This window comes from Pseudomonas sp. LBUM1652 (assembly GCF_059716105.1).
In genome coordinates, this window is record NZ_CP166804.1 from 2,215,047 (window position 1) to 2,239,203 (window position 24,157).

Annotated in this window: 8 protein-coding genes (1 of these 8 running past the window's edge); 3 read left to right on the forward strand and 5 right to left on the reverse strand. The window is 61.6% G+C overall.

From position 1 onward, the window contains the following. Positions 1–12,460, forward strand: partial view of a non-ribosomal peptide synthase/polyketide synthase gene (locus tag ACA069_RS10010; protein ID WP_497617267.1) — the 3' portion only. It extends 2,531 nt beyond the left edge of the window; only the last 12,460 of its 14,991 coding nucleotides appear in the window; its start codon lies beyond the left edge, outside the window; it ends in the stop codon at positions 12,458–12,460. A 64-nt stretch (positions 12,461–12,524) separates the two neighbouring features. Continuing rightward, positions 12,525–13,484: an alpha/beta hydrolase gene (locus ACA069_RS10015; RefSeq protein WP_497617269.1), complete on the forward strand. Its 960-nt coding sequence runs from the start codon at positions 12,525–12,527 to the stop codon at positions 13,482–13,484. 838 nt (positions 13,485–14,322) lie between these two features. Here ACA069_RS10015 and ACA069_RS10020 read toward each other — a convergent pair. From ACA069_RS10020 to pvdM, 5 genes are all read right to left on the reverse strand, one after another. Further along, entirely contained in the window at positions 14,323–16,782 is a 2,460-nt protein-coding gene (locus tag ACA069_RS10020) for a TonB-dependent siderophore receptor (RefSeq protein ID WP_401265577.1), read from the reverse strand. A 117-nt stretch (positions 16,783–16,899) separates the two neighbouring features. Continuing rightward, entirely contained in the window at positions 16,900–18,549 is a 1,650-nt protein-coding gene (locus ACA069_RS10025; protein ID WP_497617272.1) for a cyclic peptide export ABC transporter, read from the reverse strand. A 146-nt stretch (positions 18,550–18,695) separates the two neighbouring features. Next, positions 18,696–19,604: a dihydropyoverdine dehydrogenase gene (pvdO, locus tag ACA069_RS10030; RefSeq protein ID WP_497617274.1), complete on the reverse strand. Its 909-nt coding sequence runs from the start codon at positions 19,602–19,604 to the stop codon at positions 18,696–18,698. A gap of 39 nt (positions 19,605–19,643) precedes the next feature. Further along, on the reverse strand, positions 19,644–20,924 hold the full coding sequence (gene pvdN, locus ACA069_RS10035; RefSeq protein ID WP_497617276.1) for a pyoverdine-tailoring periplasmic protein PvdN: 1,281 nt from the start codon (positions 20,922–20,924) through the stop codon (positions 19,644–19,646). After that, positions 20,921–22,291 carry a pyoverdine-tailoring dipeptidase-like protein PvdM gene (pvdM, locus tag ACA069_RS10040; protein ID WP_497617277.1) on the reverse strand — a complete coding sequence of 457 codons (1,371 nt, stop codon included), beginning with the start codon at positions 22,289–22,291 and terminating at the stop codon, positions 20,921–20,923. Before pvdM ends, pvdN begins: the two co-directional genes overlap by 4 nt. 186 nt (positions 22,292–22,477) lie before the next feature. On the opposite strand from pvdM, the gene pvdP reads away from it, so the two are divergent. Then, entirely contained in the window at positions 22,478–24,097 is a 1,620-nt protein-coding gene (gene pvdP, locus ACA069_RS10045; protein ID WP_497617279.1) for a pyoverdine maturation tyrosinase PvdP, read from the forward strand. The last annotated feature ends 60 nt before the right edge of the window (positions 24,098–24,157 follow it).

Here is a 24,157-nt window from a genome sequence, read left to right on the forward strand (position 1 = left end):
GCTCGGCGCACCGGGTGAACTGCTGATTGGCGGTGACGGTTTGGCCCGTGGTTACTTCCAGCGCCCGAGCCTGACCGCCGAACGTTTTGTGCCGGACCCATTCGCGAAGAACGGCGCGCGTCTGTACCGCACTGGCGACCTGACCCGCTACCGCGCCGAGGGCTTGATCGAATACATCGGGCGGATCGACCATCAGGTAAAAATCCGTGGTTTCCGTATCGAACTGGGCGAAATCGAAGCGCGTTTGCTCGCGCTCGACAGCGTGCGCGAAACCGTCGTGGTCGCGCAGGACGGCCCGACCGGCCCGCAACTGGTGGGCTACGTGGTGCCATCGGCGAGCGATGTTTCAGAGGTCGATCTACGCGCCGCGCTCAAGGCCAGCCTGAAGGCTGAACTGCCCGAATACATGGTGCCGGCACACCTGCTGTTCCTCGCGCAACTGCCGCTGACCCCCAATGGCAAAGTCGACCGCAAGGCCCTGCCGGCGCCCGATGCCAGCCAATTGCAATCGACCTACAGCGCGCCGCAGACCGCCACCCAGCACACCGTCGCCGAGATCTGGCAAGCGGTGCTGAAACTCGATCGCGTGGGCCTCGGCGATAACTTCTTCGAACTGGGCGGCCACTCGTTGTTGGTCACGCAAGTGGTCTCACGGGTGCGTCAGGCGCTGAACGTTCAGGTGCCGCTGCGTACGCTGTTTGAACACAGCACGCTGGAAGATTTCGTCGCCGCGCTCGGTGTTGATCAGGCGCATCAGGAACCGCCGATTGTCGCGTTGCCGCGCCTGCAACCGCTGGCGCTTTCGTATGCCCAGGAACGTCAATGGTTCCTCTGGCAACTGGAACCGACCAGCACCGCCTATCACGTACCGGCGGCGCTACGCCTGCGCGGTGAGCTGGATCTGCCGGCGTTGCAGCGCAGCTTCGATACCCTGATCGAGCGCCACGAATCCCTGCGCACCTGCTTCGTCGAAGAGCAGGGCCAGACCCTGCAAGTGATTCAGGCCCATGGAAGGCTGGATCTGCACGTGCAGGACGTTGCCGCCGATCTGGACGAGGCCGCGCTGCAAGCGCTGGTCGCCGAAGAAACCCTGCACCTGTTCAATCTTCAAAAAGGCCCGCTGCTGCGGGTCAAATTGTTGCGTCTGGCCGCTGACGACCACGCACTGGTTATCACCTTGCACCACATCGTCTCCGATGGCTGGTCGATGACCGTCATGGTTGATGAGCTGGTGGCGTTGTACGCCGCTTACAGCCAGGGTAAGACCGTGCAACTGCCAGCGCTGCCGGTGCAATACGCGGACTACGCCGTGTGGCAAAAGCAGTGGATGGACGCCGGTGAACGCGAGCGTCAGTTGAGCTACTGGACGGCGCAACTGGGTGACGGTGATCAGCCGCTGCTGGAACTGCCGACCGACCGCCCACGTCCGTCTGAGCAAAGCTATCGCGGTGCCCGTCGAGACATCCCGCTGAGTCTGGAGCTGACGACTGCCCTCAAGCAGGTTGCCCAGCGTGAAAACGTCACGCTGTTCGCACTGTTGCTGGCGTCATTCCAGACCTTGCTGCATCGCTACAGTGGTCAGGCCGACATCCGCGTCGGCGTGCCGGTGGCCAACCGCAATCGGGTCGAGACTGAAGGGCTGATCGGCTTCTTCGTCAATACGCAGGTGCTCAAAGCCGAGTTCGACAGCCAGCAGACGTTCCGCAGCCTGCTCCAGCAAGTGAAAAACACCGTGCTCGGCGCCCAGGCGCATCAGGATCTGCCGTTCGAGCAACTGGTCGACGCGCTGCAACCGGAGCGCAGTCTCAGTCACAGTCCGTTGTTCCAGGTGCTGCACAACCACCAGAGCCAGGCCCGTCAGGCGCAGGGCGCCACGCGCTTGCCGAACATCGAGATTGCAGGCCTGAGCTGGGCGTCGAACACCGCGCAGTTCGATCTGACCCTGAACACCTTCGAATCCACCGACAACGTCTGGGCCGAGCTGACCTACGCCACCGACCTGTTCGACGCCTCGACCATCGCGCGCCTGTCGCAACACTGGACGAATCTACTGCAAGGCATCGTCGCCGACAGCGGCCAGCGCATCGCCGACCTGCCGCTGCACGACGCCGCCGAGCGTGCGGCAACCCTGTTGCAATGGAACCCGGCCGTGGCCGATTTCCCAAGCGAGCAATGCCTGCATCAGATGATCGAAGCCCAGGCTGCCCGCGCACCGCAAGCGATTGCCGTGACCTGTGCCGGGCAATGCCTGACTTACGGCGAACTCAACAGCCGCGCCAATCAGTTGGCCCACCAATTGATCGCCAGCGGTGTCGCCCCCGATGTGCGCGTCGGTCTGGCGGTGGAGCGCAGCCTCGACATGCTGGTCGGGCTGCTGGCGATCCTCAAGGCCGGCGGCGCTTACGTGCCGCTGGACCCGAGCTACCCGGAAGAACGCCTGAGCTACATGATCGGCGACAGCGGCATCTCGCTGCTGCTGACCCAAAGTCATTTGCTCGGTCGCCTGCCGGTGCCGGACTCGGTCCGCAGCATGATGCTTGATCAGGAGCGCGACGGTCTCGAAGGCTACAGCGACAATAATCCGCTAGTCAGCATGAGCCCGGACAACCTGGCTTACGTGATCTACACCTCCGGTTCCACCGGCCAGCCGAAAGGCACGTTGCTGGCTCATCGCAACGTGCTGCGTCTGTTCGAAGCCACGCGTGCGTGGTTCGATTTTGGCTCGGCCGATGTCTGGAGCCTGTTCCATTCCTACGCTTTCGACTTCTCGGTGTGGGAGATTTTCGGTGCGCTGCTCTACGGCGGCAAACTGGTGGTGGTGCCTTACGAGGTCAGCCGTGCGCCGGAAGATTTCTACGCTTTGCTCTGCCGCGAAGGAATTACCGTACTGAACCAGACGCCGTCGGCGTTCAAGCAATTGATGCAAGTGGCGTGCGCCCCGGAACACGCTGCGCTACAGCCGTCACTGCGTTACGTGGTGTTCGGTGGCGAGGCGCTGGAGGTCAAGAGCCTGCGCCCGTGGTTCGAGCGTTTTGGCGATCAGGCGCCGCAACTGATCAACATGTACGGGATTACCGAAACCACCGTGCACGTCACCTACCGGCCGATTTCGCTGGCCGATCTGCAAGGCGATGTCGGCAGCCCGATCGGCGAACCGATTCCGGATCTGTCGTGGTATTTGCTCGACGGTGATCTGAACCCGGTCGCCAAAGGCTGTATCGGTGAGCTGTACATCGGGCGTGCCGGTCTGGCGCGGGGTTATCTGAACCGTGCGGATCTGACCACTCTGCGTTTCATTCCCGATCCGTTTGCCGCTGATGGCGGGCGTCTGTACCGCACCGGTGACTTGGCGCGTTATCGCGCTGACGGGGTCATCGAATACGTCGGGCGCATCGACCATCAAGTGAAGATTCGCGGCTTCCGTATCGAACTCGGCGAGATCGAAGCGCAATTGCTGGAACAAGCCGCCGTGCGCCAAGCCGTGGTGCTCGCGCAACCGGGCCTCAGTGGTCAGCAACTGGTGGCGTATCTGGTGCCAGACGATGTCGCGCTGCTCGACGCCAGCCCGGCCGAACAAGGCCTGTGGCGTGACAAAGTGCGTGCCGAACTCAAGGAAAACCTGCCGGATCACATGATCCCTGCGCACCTGTTGCTGCTGGCGCAACTGCCGCTGACCGCCAACGGCAAACTCAACCGCAGCGCGTTGCCGTCTCCGGATGCCAGTCAGGCGCAGCAGGCTTATCAGGCACCACAAAGCGAGCTGGAACAGCGTTTGGCGGCGATCTGGCAAGACGTGCTGAAATTGCCGCAAGTGGGCCTCAACGATAATTTCTTCGAACTGGGCGGCGACTCGATCATCTCGATTCAGGTGGTCAGCCGTGCTCGTCAGACCGGCATTCGCCTCAATCCCAAAGACCTGTTCCAGCACCAGACCGTGCAACGTCTGGCGCTGGTCGCGCAACTGGGCGAGGACGAGTCGAGTATCGATCAACAAGCGGTGACAGGCGCGGCGTTGCTGCTGCCGATTCAGCAGCAGTTTTTCGAAGATGACATCCCTGAACGTCACCACTGGAACCAGTCGGTGCTGCTCAAGCCACGTCAGCCTCTGGACGCTGAAAAGCTCGAGCAAGTGCTGCGCGCGCTGGTGGCCCATCACGATGCCTTGCGCCTGAATTTCACTCAGCGCGATGGCGCGTGGCAGGCCGAGCACCGGGCGGTGGAAGCCCCATCGCAAAACCTGCTGTGGCAGGAAGACGTCGCCGATGCCGCCGCCCTTGAAGCCCTGGGCAACCGCGCCCAGCGCAGCCTTGATCTGCAAAACGGGCCGTTGCTGCGTGCGGTGTTGGCGACCCTGGCCGACGGCACTCAACGTTTGCAGTTGGTGATTCATCACCTGGCGGTGGACGGTGTGTCGTGGCGGATTCTGCTCGAAGACCTGCAAAACGCGTATCAGCAATTGCTCAATGGTCAGCCTTTTAACCTGCCGTCGAAGACCAGCGCCTTCAAGGACTGGAGCGAGCAATTGCAGCGCTACGCCAACAGCCCGGTGTTGCAGCAAGAGCTGGCGTACTGGCAGGCCTGCCTCAGCGATGTCAGCACTGATCTGCCGTGCAAGCGCGTGGACGCCGGTCAGCAAAACCGGTTGGCGCAAACCGTGCAGACACGTCTGAGCGCTGATTTGACCCGACAACTGCTGCAGGAAGCCCCGGCGGCTTACCGCACGCAGGTCAATGACCTGTTGCTGACGGCGCTGGCGCGAGTCATCGGCCGCTGGAGCGGGCAGGCGTCGACGCTGATTCAGCTCGAAGGCCATGGTCGCGAAGAGCTGTTCGACGGGGTCGATCTGACCCGCACCATCGGTTGGTTCACCAGCCTGTTCCCGGTGCGCCTGACCCCGGCGGCGACGGCGGGCGAGTCGATCAAACAGATCAAGGAGCAACTGCGCTCGATCCCCGACAAAGGCATCGGTTTCGGCGCGCTGCGCCACTTCGGCGATGCACAGGCACAGCAGAGCTTGCGCGCCATGCCGACACCGCGCATCACCTTCAACTATCTCGGCCAGTTCGACGGCAGTTTCGACGGCGATGCCGCCGCGCTGTTCGTGCCGGCACCGGATAACGCCGGTCTCGATCAGAGCCCGGACGCACCGCTGGGCAACTGGCTGACCCTCAACGGTCAGGTGTATGGCGGCGAACTGCGGGTGGGTTGGACGTTCAGCAGCGAACGTTTCGACAGCGCGGTCATTGAAGCGCTGGCGGCGGATTACGCCGAGGAACTGGCCGTGTTGATCGGCCATTGCCTGACCCCGGGCATCGAAGGCCTGACCCCGTCGGACTTCCCCTTGGCCGGCCTGACTCAGGCGCAACTCGACGGCTTGCCATGGCCGGCGCCGCAGATTGCCGACGTTTATCCGCTGTCGGCGATGCAGCAGGGCATGTTGTTCCACAGCCTTTACGAACAGGCCACTGGCGATTACATCAACCAGGTGCGCCTCGACGTCGAAGGCCTCGACCCGCAACGCTTCCAGCAAGCCTGGCAAGCGGCGGTGGATAACCACGACATCCTGCGCACCAGTTTTGTCTGGCAGGGTGAACTGGCGCGTCCGGTGCAAGTGGTGCACAAGCAACTGGACATGCCGTTCAGCGTGCTCGACTGGCGCGAACGCGGCGATGGCCAGAGCGAATTGAATGCACTGGCCGCCGCTGAGCAGGCGCAAGGTTTCGACCTGAGCCAAGGGCCGTTGCTGCGCATGGTCGTGGTGCGTCTGGATGACCAGCGCTGTCATCTGATCTACACCAACCATCACATCCTGATGGACGGCTGGAGCAATTCGCAGTTGCTCGGCGAAGTGCTGCAGCGTTACAGCGGCATTGCTCAACCGGCACTGGCCGGGCGTTATCGCGATTACATCGAATGGCTACAACGCCAGGACGTGCAGGCCAGCGAGCACTACTGGACTGCGCAACTGGCCGACTTGCAGGCGCCGACCCTGCTGGCGCAGGCGTTGCAGGCACAACGCGGGGATGCGTCGCGGGACGGGCATGGCGAGCACTTCTGTGTTGTCGATGCCGAGCAGACCCGTCGTCTGGGCGAGTTCGCCCGCCAGCAAAAAGTTACGCTCAACACACTGATTCAGGCGGCGTGGTTGCTGCTGTTGCAGCGCTTGACCGGTCAGCAAAGCGTGGCGTTTGGCGCCACGGTGGCGGGGCGTCCGACGGAACTCAAAGGTGTCGAGCAGCAGATCGGCCTGTTCATCAACACCTTGCCGGTGATCGCCAGCCCCCGCGCGCAATCGAGCGTTGCTGAGTGGTTGCAGAGCTTACAGGCGCAGAACCTGGCCCTGCGCGAGCATGAACACACGCCGTTGTTCGACATTCAACGTTGGGCCGCGCGCAATGGTGAGGCGCTGTTCGACAATATTCTGGTGTTCGAGAACTACCCGGTGTCCGAGGCGCTGGAGCAGGGCGCACCGCAGGAATTGCGCTTTGGCGAGATCAACAACCATGAACAGACCAACTACCCGCTGACCCTGCTGGTGCACTTGAGCGACGAGTTGTCGATGCACTTCAGCTACCAGTGCGAGAGTTTCGCGGCGCACAGCGTGGCGCAGTTGGGTGAGTTCTTGCAGCGCTTGCTCGGGCAGATGAGCGAGTCGGGCGAGCGTTCGCTGAGTGAGTTGAACCTGATCGAAAACGTGCCGAGCGTCGCTGCCGATTTCGTCACCGATCTATGCATTCATCAGGGCATTGCTCGTCAGGTGACGGCCACCCCGGATGCATTGGCGGTGACTTTCGGCAGCAATCAGCTGACTTACGCTGAGCTCGACGCGCAAGCCAATCGTCTGGCGCACAAGCTGATCGAACTCGGTGTCGGCCCGGAAGTGCGGGTGGGCGTGGCGATGCCGCGTTCCGAGCAGTTGCTTATCGCCTTGCTGGCGGTGCTGAAGGCCGGTGGCGCCTACGTGCCGCTGGACCCGGATTACCCGGCGGATCGCGTTGCTTACATGCTCGACGACAGCGGTGCGCGGGTGTTGCTGACCGAGCAAGCCGTCGCCGCGACCTTGAGCGTGCCGAGCGAAACGCAAGTGCTGCTGATGGATCAGGTGTCGTTGAGCGGTTATTCGAGCAGCGCACCGCAAACATCGGTCGCGCCGGACAACCTCGCTTACGTGATCTACACCTCCGGCTCCACCGGCAAACCCAAAGGCGTGGCGATTGCCCATCGCAACGTCATGGCGCTGATCGACTGGTCGGCCAAGGTTTACAGCCGCGATGACATCCAAGGTGTGCTGGCTTCGACGTCGGTGTGCTTCGATCTGTCGGTGTGGGAGCTGTTTGTCACGTTGGCCAACGGCGGCTCGCTGATCATCGCCCGTAATGCCCTGGAGCTGCCGCAACTGGCAGCCCGCGACCAGGTGCGCCTGATCAACAGCGTGCCGTCAACCATTGCTGCATTGCAACGCGCCGGGCAGATTCCGTCGAGCGTGCGGATCATCAATCTGGCGGGTGAACCGCTCAAGCAAGGGCTGGTCGACGCGCTGTATCAGCAGTCGACCGTCGAGCACGTTTTCGACCTGTACGGCCCGTCGGAGGACACCACCTATTCGACCTGGACCCGCCGCAGTGCCGGTGGTCAGGCGCGCATTGGTCGTGCCCTCGACCACAGCGCCAGTCACTTGCTCGACGCCGATTTGCACGTTGTCCCGCAAGGGGTTTCGGCTGAGCTGTACCTGTCTGGTGCCGGCATCACTCGCGGCTATCTTGGCCGTGCGGCGATGACCGCCGAGCGGTTTGTGCCCAACCCGCTCGCCGCCAATGGCGAGCGCATGTACCGCACCGGCGACCTGATCCGCGAGCGCGAAGAGGGCGATCTGGAGTACATGGGCCGCATCGACCATCAGGTGAAAATTCGCGGCCTGCGTATCGAACTGGGCGAAATCGAAGCGCGTCTGGTGGCGCACGTCGCCGTGCGTGAAGCCGTGGTCTTGGCCAGTGAAGTGCTGGGCAGCCAACAATTGATCGCCTATCTGGTGCCGAGCGATCCGACGATTGTCGATGCCAGCGCTGAACAGCAACGTGAACTGCACGACGATCTCAGCAGTTGGCTGGGCGCAACCCTGCCGGATTACATGGTGCCGACTCACCGTCTGTGGCTGGCGCAACTGCCGCTGACCCCCAACGGCAAGATCGATCGCAAGCGTTTACCGGCGCTGGAACTCACGGCGGCGCAACAACACGTCGAGCCGGTCAACGCCACTGAGCAGGCGCTGGTGGACATCTGGAAAGACGTGCTGGGCCTGGCGCAGGTCAGCACCACCGACAGCTTCTTCGCCCTCGGCGGGGACTCGATCATCTCGATTCAAGTGGTCAGCCGTGCCCGTCAGCAAGGCCTGGAACTGAGCCCGAAAGACCTGTTCCAGCACCCGACCATCGAGCAACTGGCGCAACGCGTCGCAAGCACCTCAGACGTACCGGTGGCCGCGCTGATCGACATGCCTCTGCACGGCTTGAGTGATGCGCAAATCGCGCAATTACCGCTGCCGCAGGATCAGTTGGCAGGGCTTTATCGCCTGTCGCCGATGCAGCAGGGCATGCTGTTCCTCGGCTTGAATTCGCCGGAATCGGATCTGTACGTCAACCAGTTGAGTGTGCCGGTGCAAGGCCTTGATCCCCTGCGCCTGAAAGCCGCTTGGGCAACGGTCAGCCGTCGCCACGACATCCTGCGCACCGGTTTCCTCTGGCAGGACATGGCCGAGCCGCTGCAATTCGTGCTCGCCGACCCGCAGTTGCCGATCAGCCTGCTTGACTGGCGCGAACAGGATCACTCGGCCGAAGCCTTGCAGGCGTTGGCGGATAGCGAGCGGGCCAAGGGCTTCGATCTCGACCAGCCACCGCTGCAACGGTTGGCGCTGGTGCGGGTAGATGAGGACAGCTATCAACTGATCTGGACCTACCACCACATCCTGATCGACGGCTGGAGCAGTTCGCAGTTGATCGGCGAAGTGCTGAGCCAGTATTCCGGCAAGCCGCTGGCCGACGCCGTTCCATATCGCCGCTACATCAACTGGCTGCAACAGCAAGACGCCAACGCCAGCGAAGGGTTCTGGCGTCAGCATTTGAACCTGCTCGACGAACCGACCTATCTGGCCGACGCCGTCACGCGTACTGGCAGCGGTCGTGGTCACGAGGCGCTTTATAGCCGCTTGGGTGAGCCGCGCACCGAACAGCTCAAGGCTTTTGCGCAAGCTCAGCAAGTCACGCTGAACACCTTGGTGCAGGGCGCATGGCTGATGCTGCTCAGCCGTTACAGCGGTCAACGCTGCGTGGCCTTCGGCGCCACGGTGGCGGGGCGTCCGGCGAGTCTGCCGGCGTCGGAATCGATCCTTGGCCTGTTCATCAACACGTTGCCGGTGATCAAGGACGTGCCGGCCGAGCAAGCGGTGGGGCCGTGGCTGCGTGAGTTGCAGGACTTCAACCTGGAAATGCGAGAGCGCGAGTACACCCCGCTGACCGACGTCCAGCGTTGGGGCGGCCGCGCCGGGCAGTCGCTGTTCGACAGCATCATCGTGTTCGAGAATCACCCGATCGACCAGGCATTGCGCGAATGGCGCGACGACTCGCTGAAGTTCGGCGAGATCAATAACTCTGGCCTGACCAACTTCCCGATGGACTTGATGGTCACGCTGGAAGAAGGTCTGGTGATCGAGTACATGTTCCTGCGCGAGCATTTCGATCTGGCGACGGTGGAAGGCATCCGCAGCAACATGGAAGGCCTGCTCGTTGCGTTGACGGAAGATGCCGCGCAACCGCTGGGCCGCATCGGTCTGCCGACCGGCCATGCATGCATCGCGCAGGCTTTGCCGGCTCCTTCGCAAGAACCGGCAGTGCACCAGCGCATCGCACAATGGGCACAAGCGCATGCAGGCCAAACTGCATTGATCTTCAATGGCGAGACCTTCAGCTACGGCCAGATCGAGGCCCGGGCCAATCGTCTGGCCCATGCGCTGATCGCCGAAGGTGTCGGCCCGGAAATCCGCGTCGGTGTGGCCCTGCCACGCAGCGAAAACATGATCGTCGCGCTGTTGGCGGTGCTCAAGGCCGGAGGCGCTTATGTGCCGCTGGACGCGACGTATCCGCGCGAACGTCTGAGTTATCTGATGCGCGATTCCGGGATTGCGCTGTTGCTCAGTGATTCGAGTCTGCGTCAGGTGATGCCCGCGCAGGACAACCTGCATGTGCTGGAACTCGATCACCTGGATTTGAGCGCTCAGCCAGCGGTGGCGCCGCAGGTTGCGTTGCAACCGGGCAACCTCGCCTACGTGATTTATACCTCCGGTTCCACCGGCCAGCCGAAAGGTGTCGGTGTGGCGCATGGACCGTTGGCGATGCACTGCCAGGCCATCGGTCAGCGTTATGAGATGAGCGAAGCCGACTGCGAATTGCACTTCATGTCGTTCGCGTTCGACGGCGCGCATGAGCGCTGGCTGACCACCCTGACACATGGCGGGCGCTTGCTGATCCGTGACGACAGCCTGTGGACGGCCGAGCAGACCTACAACGCTCTGCATGAGCATGGCGTGACCGTGGCGGCGTTCCCGCCGGTGTACTTGCAGCAACTGGCCGAGCACGCCGAGCAGCACGGTAACCCGCCGCCGGTACGGATCTACTGCTTCGGCGGTGATGCGGTGCCGGTGGCGAGTTTCGAATTGGCCAAACGTGCCCTCAAACCGCACTACATCATCAATGGCTACGGCCCGACCGAAACCGTGGTGACGCCGCTGATCTGGAAGGCCGGTGCTGACGATCAGTGCGGTGCGGCCTACGCGCCGATCGGCAGTGTGGTCGGTGAGCGCAGCGGTTATGTGCTCGATGCCGACCTTAATCCGCTGCCGGCCGGCATTGCCGGTGAGCTGTACCTCGGTGGCGCGTTGGCTCGCGGTTATCTGGGACGTGCCGGCGGCACTGCGGAGCGCTTCGTTGCCAACCCGTTCAGCGCCGATGGCAGTCGCCTGTACCGTACCGGCGACCTGGTGCGCCAGCGTGAGGACGGCACCGTCGACTACCTCGGACGAATCGACCACCAAGTGAAAATCCGTGGTTTCCGCATCGAGCTGGGTGAAGTCGAGGCGCGTCTCAAGCAGCAGCCGGGCGTGCGTGACGCCGCCGTGGTGGCCCGCGAGGGTGTCAGCGGCAAGCAACTGCTCGGCTATGTGCTGGCCGCTTCCGATACCCCGGCAGACGGTTTGTGCGAACGCCTGCGCGAGCAACTCAAGGCCTGCCTGCCGGATTACATGGTGCCTGCGCATTTGATGGTGCTTGAGCGCATGCCGCTGACGCCGAACGGCAAACTCGACCGCAAGGCCCTGCCGAACCCGGACGCTGAACAGCGTCTGGCGTACGTGGAACCACGCACTGAGCTGGAAAAAGCCTTGGCGAAGATCTGGCAGGACGTGCTGAAAATCGAGCGCGTCGGGCTCACCGACAACTTCTTCGAACTGGGTGGCGATTCTATCCTCAGTCTGCAAGTCGTGGCCCGCAGCCGCGTACTCAAGGCCCAGGGCCTGAGCCTGAAACTGCGCGACCTGATGCAGAAACCGAGCATCGCCGAACTGGTGGCCAGCGTGCAGGGCGCTGCTGAAAAAACTTCCGGGCTGCTGGCGATGAACGCTGAGGTCAAAGGTGTTGCGCCGCTGTTCTGCATTCACGCGGGCTTCGGCACGGTGTTCGACTACGAGCCATTGGCGCGCCGCTTGGGCGGTCGCCGTCAGGTGTTGGCGATTCAGTCGCGGATGTTGCTCGATCCGGCTTTCAACGATGTTTCGTTGCAGGACATGGCCAGCAATTACGTCGCGCAGATCCGCGAGAAACAGCCGCACGGGCCTTACCATCTGCTGGGCTGGTCGCTGGGCGGGACGTTGGCGATGTTGATGGCCGCACAATTCGAACAGGCGGGGCAGACGGTCAAATTCGTCGGTCTGGTGGACAGCTTTGTGCCATCCGCCAAGGTCAACGAAGGGGCGGTGGATGATTGGCAGGCCGATCTGCGTGACTTCCTGCGGGTGACCCTGCCGGACGCCGCGCCGGGCTTGAGCATCGACGGCGAAGAAACGCCGCAGAACCTGCGTGCATTGTTCGCCGCGGCCATAAGCGCCGAACGCAACGCCTCAACCTACGTGGCACTGGGCGCCGATGAACTGGCCCATGTGTTCAGCGTGGCCCGCCGGCTCAAGCAACTGTCGTTGCAACTGGATCGCTGTGCACCGCTGGTGGTCAATCCGATCTGCTGGTGGACCCTGGGTCGCGAAGAGGAGGCGATGGAACTGGCGGTGCAACTCGAACAGCCAGGCATGGGCGGCGAATGGCTCGATTGCGGGCACTTCCAGATCCCGCGCGATGAAACTTTCCTGTCCGAGGCTGAAGAAATGCTCGGCGAGATCGTTGAACCAGTAGCCATGTCCTGAACTTGCTCTGAACTTGAAAAACCGCTCGGGCGCCTGATGGCGTTCGACCGGTCTGGAGATTTGAATGTCGTTGAACCCTGATATCGCCGCGTTTCTGCAACTGGTCGGCAACGGCCGGGCCAGTGGCAAGCGCGTCGGCATGCATGAGCTGAGCCCGGCACAAGCCCGTGAACAATTCGATCAATCGTCGTTGTTGATGGATGCCGGTGGTGAAGAGCTGCAAGTGGTGGATGAACTGCAATTGCCCGTGCGCGACGGCACGCGCCTGAACGCACGGATCTACAGCAATCAGCCTTTGAATGCAGGTGCCGGTCGCCCGGCGCTGTTGTATTTCCATGGCGGCGGTTACGTGGTCGGCAGTCTCGATTCCCATGATTCGCTGTGCCGGGCTTTGGCTTCGATGGCTGATTGTGTGGTGCTTTCGGTGGCTTATCGCTTGGCGCCTGAGTTTCGTTTTCCAACGGCGGCTGATGATGCCCGTGATGCCTGGGATTGGCTGGTAGCCAGCGCGCAGGATCTGGGCATCGACGCCGCGCGCCTGGCAATTGCCGGTGACAGCGTCGGCGGCAGCCTGGCCACGGTACTCGCCGCACAACTGGCGGATGCCGCCGTATCGCCGCGCTTGCAGGTGCTGATTTATCCGGTCACTGATGCCAGTCGCAGCACGCCGTCGATCGAGCGTTTTGGCGAAGGGCATTTGCTGGAGAAGGATTCGCTGCACTGGTTCTACGAGCACTATCAACGCGAGGTCAGCGATCGTCTCGACCCACGCTTCTCACCGTTGCTGGCAGAGGTCAGCGCGAACGTGGCACCGGTGCTGCTGGTGTTGGCTGAATGCGATCCGCTGCACGATGAGGGCGTGGCGTATGCGCGTCATTTGCAGGCGGCGGGGGTTGAGGTGGAATTGAAGGTGTATGAGGGTATGACCCACGATTTCATGCGCATGGGCGCGATCATTGATGAGGCCGAGGAGGCTCAGCTGCATATTGCTGAGCGCTTGGTAGAGGTGTTTGCTGTGGCTTGAAGGGATGGGTGAATATCCGTTGCTTCGGTAACGGCTGATTAGGGTTCCGCCCTTACGGCGGGTCACTTTGGCAAACGCCCCAAAGTAACCAAAGGTCTGTGCCCTGACGTTCGGCCCTCGCTGTGGCTCGGGTTCCTTCGCTGCGGGATTGATCCGGGGGCATCGCCTCCGGTTTGCTTCGCTGCACCTCCTCTCGATGTGTTTGGCTTCGCCAAACGGTCGCTGCGCTCCCACCCCCGGATCAATCCCTCCACTCAGCCTTCCGACGGGCTCTGAGATCAAAAGCGGTACTCGAGCTAACGCTCATTGTGTTGAGTGGGGCGGCATGCGCCGCGTGCGGGGTGTACTCAATTCCTTGTGGGAGCTGGCTTGCCAGCGATGGCGGCCTGACAGCCGACCAAGCTCTGGCGGGGCGACTCATTCCCTGTAGGAGTTGCCGAAGGCTCGGGCCGCGATCGGGCGATCTTTTGATCTGCTTTGGATTTGGCTTTTGATCTTGCTCTTCAGCCCATCGGCAGGCCGAGCGGAGGTGTTCATCAGGGGGTAGGCGCGCAGCGCCGTGCGGCGAAGCCGCACACATCGAGAGGAGGTGCAGCGAAGCAAACCGTAGGCGATGCCCCCGGATGGACACCGTAGCGAGGGAACACTGAGCCTAGGCGAAGTGCCGTACGTCAGGGTAAAGCCTTTTGGGTTACCTTTTCGGCGTTTGGAAAAGGTGACCCGCCGTAAGGGCGGAACCCTAATCAGCAACACCCGCAGCAACGGATATACACCCAACCCCAACCCCAACCAAAAAAAACGCCGGCAGATGCCGGCGTTTCAGTGAGCGCAGAGCGTATTACCAGTTGTAGGTCACGTCAGCAGTCATGGTGCGGCCTTCACCGTAGTAGCAGTCGAGGGTGCTGTTGCACGCGGCAACGTATTTCTCGTCGGTGAGGTTCTGCAGGTTGGCTTGCAGCTTCACGCCTTTGATGTGCAGCGGCGATTTTTCCAGGTCGTAGGAGACCATGGCGTCATACACGGTGTAGGACGGGATCTGGAAGGAGTCCGACTCGTAGTCCGAACCGTAGCTGCTGCGCACGTAGCGTGCACCCAGACCCATACCGAAACCGGCCAGGGCAGTGGAGACGTCGAAGTCGTAGTTGACCCAGGCGGACGCGGTCAGTGGTGGACGCATCGCCAGGGTGCGACCTTCGCGACCGTCGTTGTCTTTTTCCCACTTGGTCTGGTTACGCGACACCGAAGCCAGTACGCGCAGGTTCTGGGTGACATTGACCTTGCCTTCCAGCTCGACACCACGGGAGCGCACGGTGCCGCTCTGGGTGCTGAAACCCGGATTGTCGAGGTCGGAGGTGAGCATGTTGTCCTGATCGATCTGGTAAGCCGACAACTGGATAAAGCCATCAATGAACGTCGGCTCGTACTTGATACCGACTTCGTACTGTTTGCCGGTGGTCGGTTCGAATGCGCCGCCGCTCATGTCGGTACCGGTTTGCGGCAGGAACGATTCGGCGTAGCTCACGTAAGGCGTGATGCCATTTTCGAACTCGTAGCCAAGGCCGGCACGACCGGTGAACTTCTCGTCCTTCTGGTTGCTGTGACCACCGGTCAGTGGTTGCTTGTTGTCGGTCTCGGCGAAGTCATAACGACCGCCGAGGGTCAGGAACCACTGGTTCCAGCGCAGTTGATCCTGAGCGTACAGGCCGGTCTGGGTAATGGTGTTATCCCACTTGTACGGCTGGCGGAAGTTGATCTGGCTGCCATACACCGGGTTGTACAGGTCGATACCCGGCGCGGTGCGGTCATAGAGACCGAGGAACTTTGAGTTGGAGTGGTAGTAGTCCACGCCCAGCAGCACCGTGTGCTCGATATCGGCAGTCTTGAACTTGGCCTGGGCAATGTTATCGATGCCGTAAACCTTGTTGTGCTGCGACCAGTCCACCGCGTAACGGCTCTGGAAGCTGTTGTCGTTGAGACCGGTGACCGGGTTGGTCGGGAACGAATAGCCGTGCAGCGGCGCCACGTACTGGTCGTTGACGTCGGCGTAACGAGCGTTCTGTTTCAGGGTCCAGACGTCGTTGAGTTCGTGGGCGATTTCGTAACCGACGACGAACTGTTCACGGTGGTACTTGTTCACGTCCGGTTCGCCGATGAAGCGGCTGCGGCTGATGCGCCCGTTAGAGGTGCTTTTGACCGTGCCAAAGGCTGGCAGACCTTGAGCTTCCGGTACGTCGTGATCTTTCTGGTACTGACCGAATACGGTGATGGTGGTGCGGTCGTTCGGCAGCCAGGTCAGGCTTGGCGCCAGCAACATGCGGTTCTGGTTGGCGTAGTCGATGGCCGAACTGCTGTCGTTGAACACGCCGGTCAGGCGATAGAGGAATTCGCCCTGATCGTCGATCGGGCCACCGAAGTCGAAGGCACCGTATTTACGGTCATAGCTGCCGCCACCGATTTTCACTTCATGCAGCGGGGTAGCCGTCGGACGCTTGCTGACCATGTTGACGATGCCGCCAGGCTGGTTCTGCCCGTAAAGTACCGACGCCGGGCCCTTGAGCACTTCGACTCGCTCCAGGGTGTACGGGTCGATTTGCAGCGAACCGCCGGTGCTGCCGCCGCCGTATGGCATGTGCAGACCATCGAGGTACAGCGGAGTAGGGGAGAAACCACGGGAGGTCGGCTCGTCGAAAATCTTCACCCGGTCCGAGAAACCGCCGCCGGTCATGCCTGGTGTGTAAAGCAGGGCTTCGGTGACCGACTTCGAACCGCGCATCTTGATTTCGTCTTGTGTCACGACGTTGATGGTCTGCGGGATTTCCTTGAGCGACGAATCGGTCTTGGACCCGGAGGCGCTACGCTTGGCGACGATTCCGTCAACCGGGCCCCAGGCCGATTCCGCGGTGGCGGAAATACTGGTCGGTGCCAGATCCAGGCTTGCACCGCTGCTGCGGCCGCGCAACGCGACGTTGTTGCCCTGAACGCTGTAGGCGATGTCGGTGCCTTTGAGCAATTGCGCGATGGCGGCAGTTGGTTCCAGGTTACCGCTGACGGCGGTGCTGCGCAGACCACTCACTTCATCCGGGCTGTAAAGCACCTGAAGGTTGGTCTGGCGACCGAATTCCTGCAAGGCGCTCCCCAGCGACTGTGCAGGAATATTGATCGCCACGGCGGCGGCCTGAGCCTGACCTGCGATTGGCAAGGTCAGGGCCATGGCGCAAAGCGCTGGCAACGTGGAACGCAAGGAGCGGCGGATCAGCAGAGCCTTGGCGAGCGGGTGGAGTCCGTGCGGTGCGGGCATTGTTCTTCTACTCTTCAAAGTGTTGACTGAGAACTATTTCTATTAACTGTAAGTAAGACGTTGAGCCTTCCGAAAACCGGAAAGGCTCAACGCATTTTTTTTACAAATTTTTCACAATCAGGCGGGTTGAAGCTCAGTGACCACTTTGCCGGCGTTCATGCGCACCAGTTGGTCGGCGATATCGAAGTAACGATCGTCGTGGGAAATGACGATGATGGTCTTGCCCAGACGCTTGAGGTCAGGCAGCAGCTCGGTATAGAAAATGCGGCGGAAGGTCGGGTCCTGGTCGGCGGCCCACTCGTCGAACACCAGCACCGGCCGTTCTTCCAGCCAGGCATTGATCAGAGCCAGACGTTTGCGTTGGCCGGTCGAAAGGTCGGTGGTGGTGAATGAGCCGTCGCGCACGCTGACCTTGTGGGCGATCTCCAGACGCTGCAGATATTGGTTGGCATCTTCCGGAATATGCGTGTCGCCCTGAACCACGTCGTCGAACAGGTAGTAGTCGGCGAAGATCGTGGTGAACAACTGGCGATAGTCGTCGCGGGTCAGGGCGGTGACCACTTGATCGTTGAGGCGGATTTCACCTTGTTGCGGCGCGTACAGGCCCAGCAGCAATTTGATCAGGGTGGTCTTGCCACAACCGTTTTCGCCGACGATGAAGACGATGTCGCCCTGTTCGATTTTCAGGTTCACCGGCCCGAGACGGAACGGCGTCGCGCCTTGTACGGTCGGGAAACTGTACGAAACGTTGGTCAGTTCCAGGCTGTGCACCGGTGTCTTTTTATTGCCTTGGTCGTTGAGCAGCAGGTGCGGTTCGGGCGAGGAAAACTGCTCGGACAACTCGGCGATACGACGGAACGCGATCTGCGCGCGACTGACAATCGGCAGCGCGGCAATGATGTGTTCCAGCGGACCTTTCATATACAGCAGCACCAGCACAAAACCGCTCATCACCGCTTTATCGGCGTTCGGCCACAGCGATTGCAGGCCCAGCGCCAGGCCGATCACGACGAAGAACAGCATCGAACCGAGCGTCTTGGCGATCACGAAAATATTCACCGAGCGCACCTGGGTGTCGCAGATCTTGTCCGCCGTGCCTTCAATGCCCGAGACAAACATTCGGTGCCGGCGCGGCCGATGGATGCGTAGCTCCTTGGCGCCCTCAGCGACGGCGTGGTAGCTCTTTTGCAGTTCGTCTTCGTAGTCGCGAGCCTTCATGAAGCCCTGCATGCCACGCCCGCGAGCAATGTATTGAACGACCGTACCGATCAGGATAGCGATGACTGTCAGCAGAAACATCGGCCATGACAACATCGCCAGATAGCCCATGCAGCCGAGGGCAACGGTCATCGAAATCGCTAGCGGGGCGAAGGCGAACGCAAAGTCGCTGATGGTATCGACGTCGTGGGTCAGCACCGGAATCAGACGATGACTGCGATAGCGTTCGATCTGTTCGATCGGCGCTGAGAGGACTTTTTCGCCCAGCTCTTTACGCAGTTTGGCAATGATGTGTTGGCCGACATAATTGGTGCCAATGTCAGAAAATATCGAAGTGGTCAGGGCCAGCAGGCACAGGCCGGCGAAGATCGCGACCATGGTGCCGGTCAGATCGCCTTCGCTGTGCAGCACGCTGTTGATGGTCGCCAGCAATGCGGTGACGCTCAGACCGCCGACCATGCCGAGCAGGACGGAGACGGTGACGATCAGCCGAAAGGGTTTGAGCAGGGCGAACAATTCATTGATCACCCCGCGTGTTGGTTTGCTCATGGAGGTTCCCTGCTTGAAAGAGCGGCGAAGGCCGGCATCGGCTGCGGACTTCGCCTGGGTGACGTAGAAGGCGGTGGCGCGCCTTGACGGTTCGCGCCCACCTGTAAAACGACTGGCAGGACGGCTAATTTAGCCGGGCGAGGGGCTTACAGATCGCGGGCTACGCGAAACCCGATCCAGTCGCCGCGGGTATCGGTGAACGTCGCGTTACGATTGCCCGAGCGAGAGAACACCGGTGCTTCACCCCAGTCGTTGCCACGGATGCGGCGAACTTCGCATTTGCCACTCGACCAGGCACTGCCATCGCTTGGTGCGCCGACGTAGTTTTCGTTGTAGCAGTCGGCCGTCCACTCATAGATGTTGCCGTGCATGTCGTAGACGCCAAAGGCGTTGGCCGGGAAGCTGCCGGCCGGTGCGGTGAAGTTGTAGCCGTCGCCGGCGCCGTAGGTATTGGCGTGTTTGGCGATGCTGTATTCCTTGCCTTCGTCGAACGGGAAGGGGAACGGGCCGGTGCTGCCACCACGGGCGGCGTATTCACGCAGGGATTCGCTGACCAGCCGATATTGCTGGCCGGTCTTTTTCGACAGCCACGCCACGTAGGCCTCGACTTCAGGGAAGTCCATGCACACCGCAGGATGTTTGTCGGTGTACTGCTTGCGCGGGTCACTGCCCTGATAATCAGGGATGCCCGCCTTGCAGGCGCGGCCGGGGCGAGTGTCGCCGTCGGGCATTTTGTAGCCGGTGTCCTTGAGGTACGCATCCCACTCGCCACGCAGCACCTGAAAGCGGCTGATCGCCAACGGTTTGGCAAACGTCACCGGGTGCATCGGGCCTTCGTCAGGCTCGCGGCCGACTTCGTCATCCGGGGTGCCCATGGTGAAAGTGCCGGTGGGCAGTACGACCATTTCCGGGCAGTCCTTGCAGTCCTTGAATACCTTGCCCGGCGCAGGTGGGGTGGCGGCTTGGGCGGCGCCAGGCAGCAGACCGGCGGCGAGGGCGGTGAGCATCAGCGCCGGCAGGGTCTTCACGGAAAGTCGACGCAGTTCACTTTTCATTGCGGGGTCTCGCTAAAAGGAAAAAGGGATCACTCGGGCTCAAAGGGCTTGGTCTAGCACGGCCAGCAAACGGTCGATTTGTGCTTCGTCGTTGAGCAGCCCCGGAGCGGTACGGATGACCGGACCGACGTCGCGGTTGACCGCATCGGCCACCACGCGGTTGGCCATCAGGTACGCAGCAATCTTGTCGCTGTCCTTGCCCTTGACCCGGAAGAAGGTAAATCCGGCGGACAGTTCAGGGCTCAGTGGCGTGACGAGTTCGATCTGTGGGCGCTGTTGCAGGTGTTTTTTCAGGTAGCTGTTGAGGGCGTGAATGCGCGCTTCAACTTCGGCCTTGCCCAGTTGCAGGTGCAATTTGAAGGCTTCGTCGAGCGCCCAACGGTGCTCGAACGAGTGGTAGCCACCGGGCGTCATGGTGGTGGAAAACGCCGTTGCTTCAGAGAACGTCGGAATGATCGGGGCGACGTATCTGACCTCTTCGAAGCGACTGCAAACGATGCCGGTGCCGCGCGGGCCGAACATCCATTTATGGGTGCCGGCGATGAAGAAGTCGCAGTTCATCTGCGCAAAACTGAGGTCGTCGACGCCGAAACCGTGCACGCCATCGACGACGTAGATGATTCGGTCGGCATCGCTGCGGCCACGGTTGTGCTTGTCGACGATGGCGCCGATTTCGCCGATGGGCAATTTCAGGCCGCTGCCCGAATGCACCCAGCACATCCCCAGCACGCGGGTTTCGGGGCGAATGGCGCTGTCGATGGCGGCCAGGATTTCAGCTTTGCTGGCGCTGTACACATTCTTGAACAAAGGGATTTTGCGCACCCGCGTGCCGTCGCGTTCGGTGCGCAAGGCGAGGATGGTGTGGGTGGCGTAATGCTCGTGGACGGTGGTGAGGATTTCCTGATCGGCGCGAACATGCACACCGCCATAAATCGTCGCCAGCCCCTCAGTGGTGCTGCCGGTCAGGGCGATCTGCTTGGCATTGGCCTGCAAGTAGCGACCGGCCCAGCCCCGCACGTTTTCTTCGCGCTGTTCGATCACGCCCAGATCCCAGTCCATCGCCAGGCCGGGGTTCTTGTCGAGGGCGGCGCGGTGCATTTCGATGGCGTCGCGCACGGGTTTGGGGTGCGAGGTGACCAAAAAATTGGAGAAGTGCAGGTAGTCCGGGTCCTGCTCGAACAGTTGCTGCAACTGTGCCCACTTGTTGCGCGGCTGCGGCGCTACGGCTGAGGCGCTGGCGAGATTCGGCAGACCCGCACCTAGCGGCAGCGCCGCCGCCAGAAGCCCGGCCTGTTTCAAGAAGTCACGACGATTGCTCATGGCTTGGCGGTTCCCTGCGCAGCGGCCAGCGAAGGTTTCGCCGCTTTCTCGACCTGATCCCAAACGCGCAGGAAGTTGCCGCCCCACAGCTTGGCAATGTCGGCTTCGGAATAACCGCGCGAGATCAATTCGGCGGTGACGTTGTGGATTTCGCCGACGTTCTCGAAGCCTTTGACGCCGCCGCCTTCGTTGAAGTCGGAACTGATGCCGACATGGTCGATGCCGATCTTGCGCACCGCGTAATCGATGGCGTCGCCCAAATCCTTGAGGCTGGCTTTCGGCTCTTCTTCGAGGATGCCGTAGAGACGGCCGGCGTACTGGCCGAACTTCTGTTCGGACCAGGCGGCAATGATCGGGTCGCCGGGCATCAGTGCCATGGCCAGGTTCGGCAGTGGCGGCAGGTCGAACTCCTTGCGCATTTCGTTGAGCTTGTTCTGGGTTTCCTGGGTCAGCGGACGCAGGTACTGCGAGAACGCGACGATCTGTACGACGCCGCCGCTGTTCTTGATCAGCTGCATTTCCTTGTCGCTGAGGTTGCGCGGGATGTCGACCATCGCGCGCGGCGCCGAATGCGAAGCCACCAGCGGTGTCCGGCTCAGTTGCGCGACCTGCTCGAGGGCCTTGGTCGACATCTGCGACACGTCGATGATCACGCCCAGATCGTTAAGGCGCTTGACCGCTTGCTTGCCCAGATCCGAGAGACCGTCGAGGGCATCCGGCGAATCATTGAGGAACGGCAGCGGACGCGACGAGTCCGCCCAGTCGTTGTTGCCGATGTAGCTGAAGCCGAACATGCGCATGCCGCGCGCCGTCCACATGTCCAGCAGGTTCAGGTCGTGACCCAGTGGATAGGCGTTGAGCATGCTGATGAAAATCGCGAATTTGCCTTCGCCGTGCAGGCGTCGGAAGTCGTCCGCGGTATAAGCGATGGCAACCTGATTGGGATAGTCGCGGACCATGCCGGAGATGATCTTGAAGCGGATCTCCTGCTGGTTGCGCGCCTCGTCGACGAAACCGGGCGTCGGTTTGTGCGGGGCGTTCGGGCCGTTCCACATTTCCGGCCAGCCGAAGATGGTCAGTGCGGCGCCCGACAGGCGTCCACGGCTGGCCTTGGCCAGATCGAACTGGCCGTCGCCGTCCTTGTCGGCTTCGTGGCCGTCGGTGCCGAAGTTTTGCGTCAGGCTGACATGGCTGTCGAAGGAGAGCATGCGTTCGTGCAGTTCATCGGCCTGTTTCATGACTTTGACCGGGTAGCCGAGGTCGTCCTTGAACCAGTGTTGCCAAGCGGCAAAGCCTGCGCCGGCACTGATTGCCAGGGCCAGTGGCAGGCCGATGAATAGAGCCTTTTTCGAACGTGGTTTTGTCATTGCCATCTCTGTCAGGTTCGCCATCGAGGTGCAGGCGCGGGGGCCTTTGCTATCTGGGAAGAACGATTAGTCGGCAGGGAAATTTAGGCGGGCGCGCCTCAGGCAGAAGCGGCGGCTTAAATTTGCCGGCGCAACAAACGTTCTAGCTTGGATAAAGCCTGCTTCATGGCTGACACAGGTAGGGCAATGAAGATTTCTCGACGATGGTTCATGGCGGGCCTGGCGCTGACGGGCGCTGCCGTGCCTGCGGCTTATTTTGGGCATCGTGAATGGACGAAGCCGGACCCGACGATCACGCCGGGTGAAGCGTCATTCGACGTCGCCGACAGGGCCGGGCAGCGCCTGGCGAATGCATTGCGCGGGGTTTGGGATATCCGTTTCGAAGGCCCAGATGCCGGCCTCGAAGGTCTACCGCTTGAGGGCCTGCAAGTGTTTCTCGACATCGGCCAGAAGGGTCGTGGTGTCTGCGGTTTTCTCGACACGCCAGAACGTCTGCGCTCTGGCGAGACACCTCGTTACCGAATTCTTGGCGATCTTGCAGGGGCCGATGCAGCGAAACTCAGCTGGCGGCTGATCGGCGCTGATGGCCAGATTGGCTATGAACTGGAAATGATCCTAGATGAGGTCTGGGCCGATTTCGGTAATGCCGGCAGCGGCACCCTCAGCGGCAAAGCGCTGCAACTTGACCGGCCGTTGAGCCTGCCGGCGCAGGACAACCGCTTTGTGGCCGTCAAACGCCTGTTTCCCGAAGCGCGCGAGCGCACACCGTTGAACGCGACGCTGCTGGCATGGCTGATCTCTCCCGAGCATCGCCTGTTCCACCAGTTGTGGCATGCGACCCGGGACAAGTGGCACAAGCTTCCTGAGGACAAGCGCGAGGCGCTGCGCGGCATTGGCTGGCAGCCCGGCCCGCGCGACAAGGAGCGTGATGCCCGTGGCCCGCGCAAGGATCGCAACGGTTCGGGCGTGGACTTTTTCTTCATGCACCGACACATGCTCGGGACGGCGCGATCGATGCAGGATCTACCGTCCTGGGAATACTTCCCGCTGCCGCAACCGGAGTTGATCCGCGACCGCATCGGTTTCGCCCGGTATTTCGATAATCACGACGGCACTGCCTTGCCGCCGACGTGGACGGCCGCAGGTGACGACGAGTTCAGTCAGTGGGTCAGCGACATCAAGACCGCCGAGACTTACGAAAGCAACTTCCAGGTCTGGGAGTCGCAGTACCGTGATCCGGCGTATCTGGCCAAACTCACGCTGGGTCAGTTTGGTTCGGAAGTCGAGCTGGGCCTGCATGACTGGCTGCACATGCGCTGGGCGTCAGTACCGCGCGATCCATCCAATGGCCAACCGGTGCCGTTTGCTCGCGATCCGGCGGACTTCGCCGCACGCTGGTACAACGCCGAAAACGACTTCCTCGGCGATCCGTTCTCATCCCACGTCAATCCGGCGTTCTGGCACTTCCATGGCTGGATCGATGACCGGATCGAAGACTGGTTTCGCGCCCACGAGCGTTTCCATCCGGGTGAAGTCACGCGCCTGCAAGTCAATGGCGTGCACTGGTTCGCACCGGGGCGGTGGGTCGAGGTCGATGATCCGTGGCTGGGGCCGAGCACCCATGGTTGCAGCACCACGCCGGGATTACAGACGGGAAAAACCGTGGAAATGGACCCGGAAACCATGAAGCTGGCGCTGCGCATCACCTTCATCACCGACGAGGACAAACTCGCCGGCCTGTTCCGCCGCGTGCCGCAACGACCGTGGTATGCGCGCAATCTGAAGCCTAAAACCAGCCCGGCTTGAGGGCTGTGTCATGGTTAATTCGCGAGCAGGCACGCTCGCGCATTTGATCGTGTTCCTTCA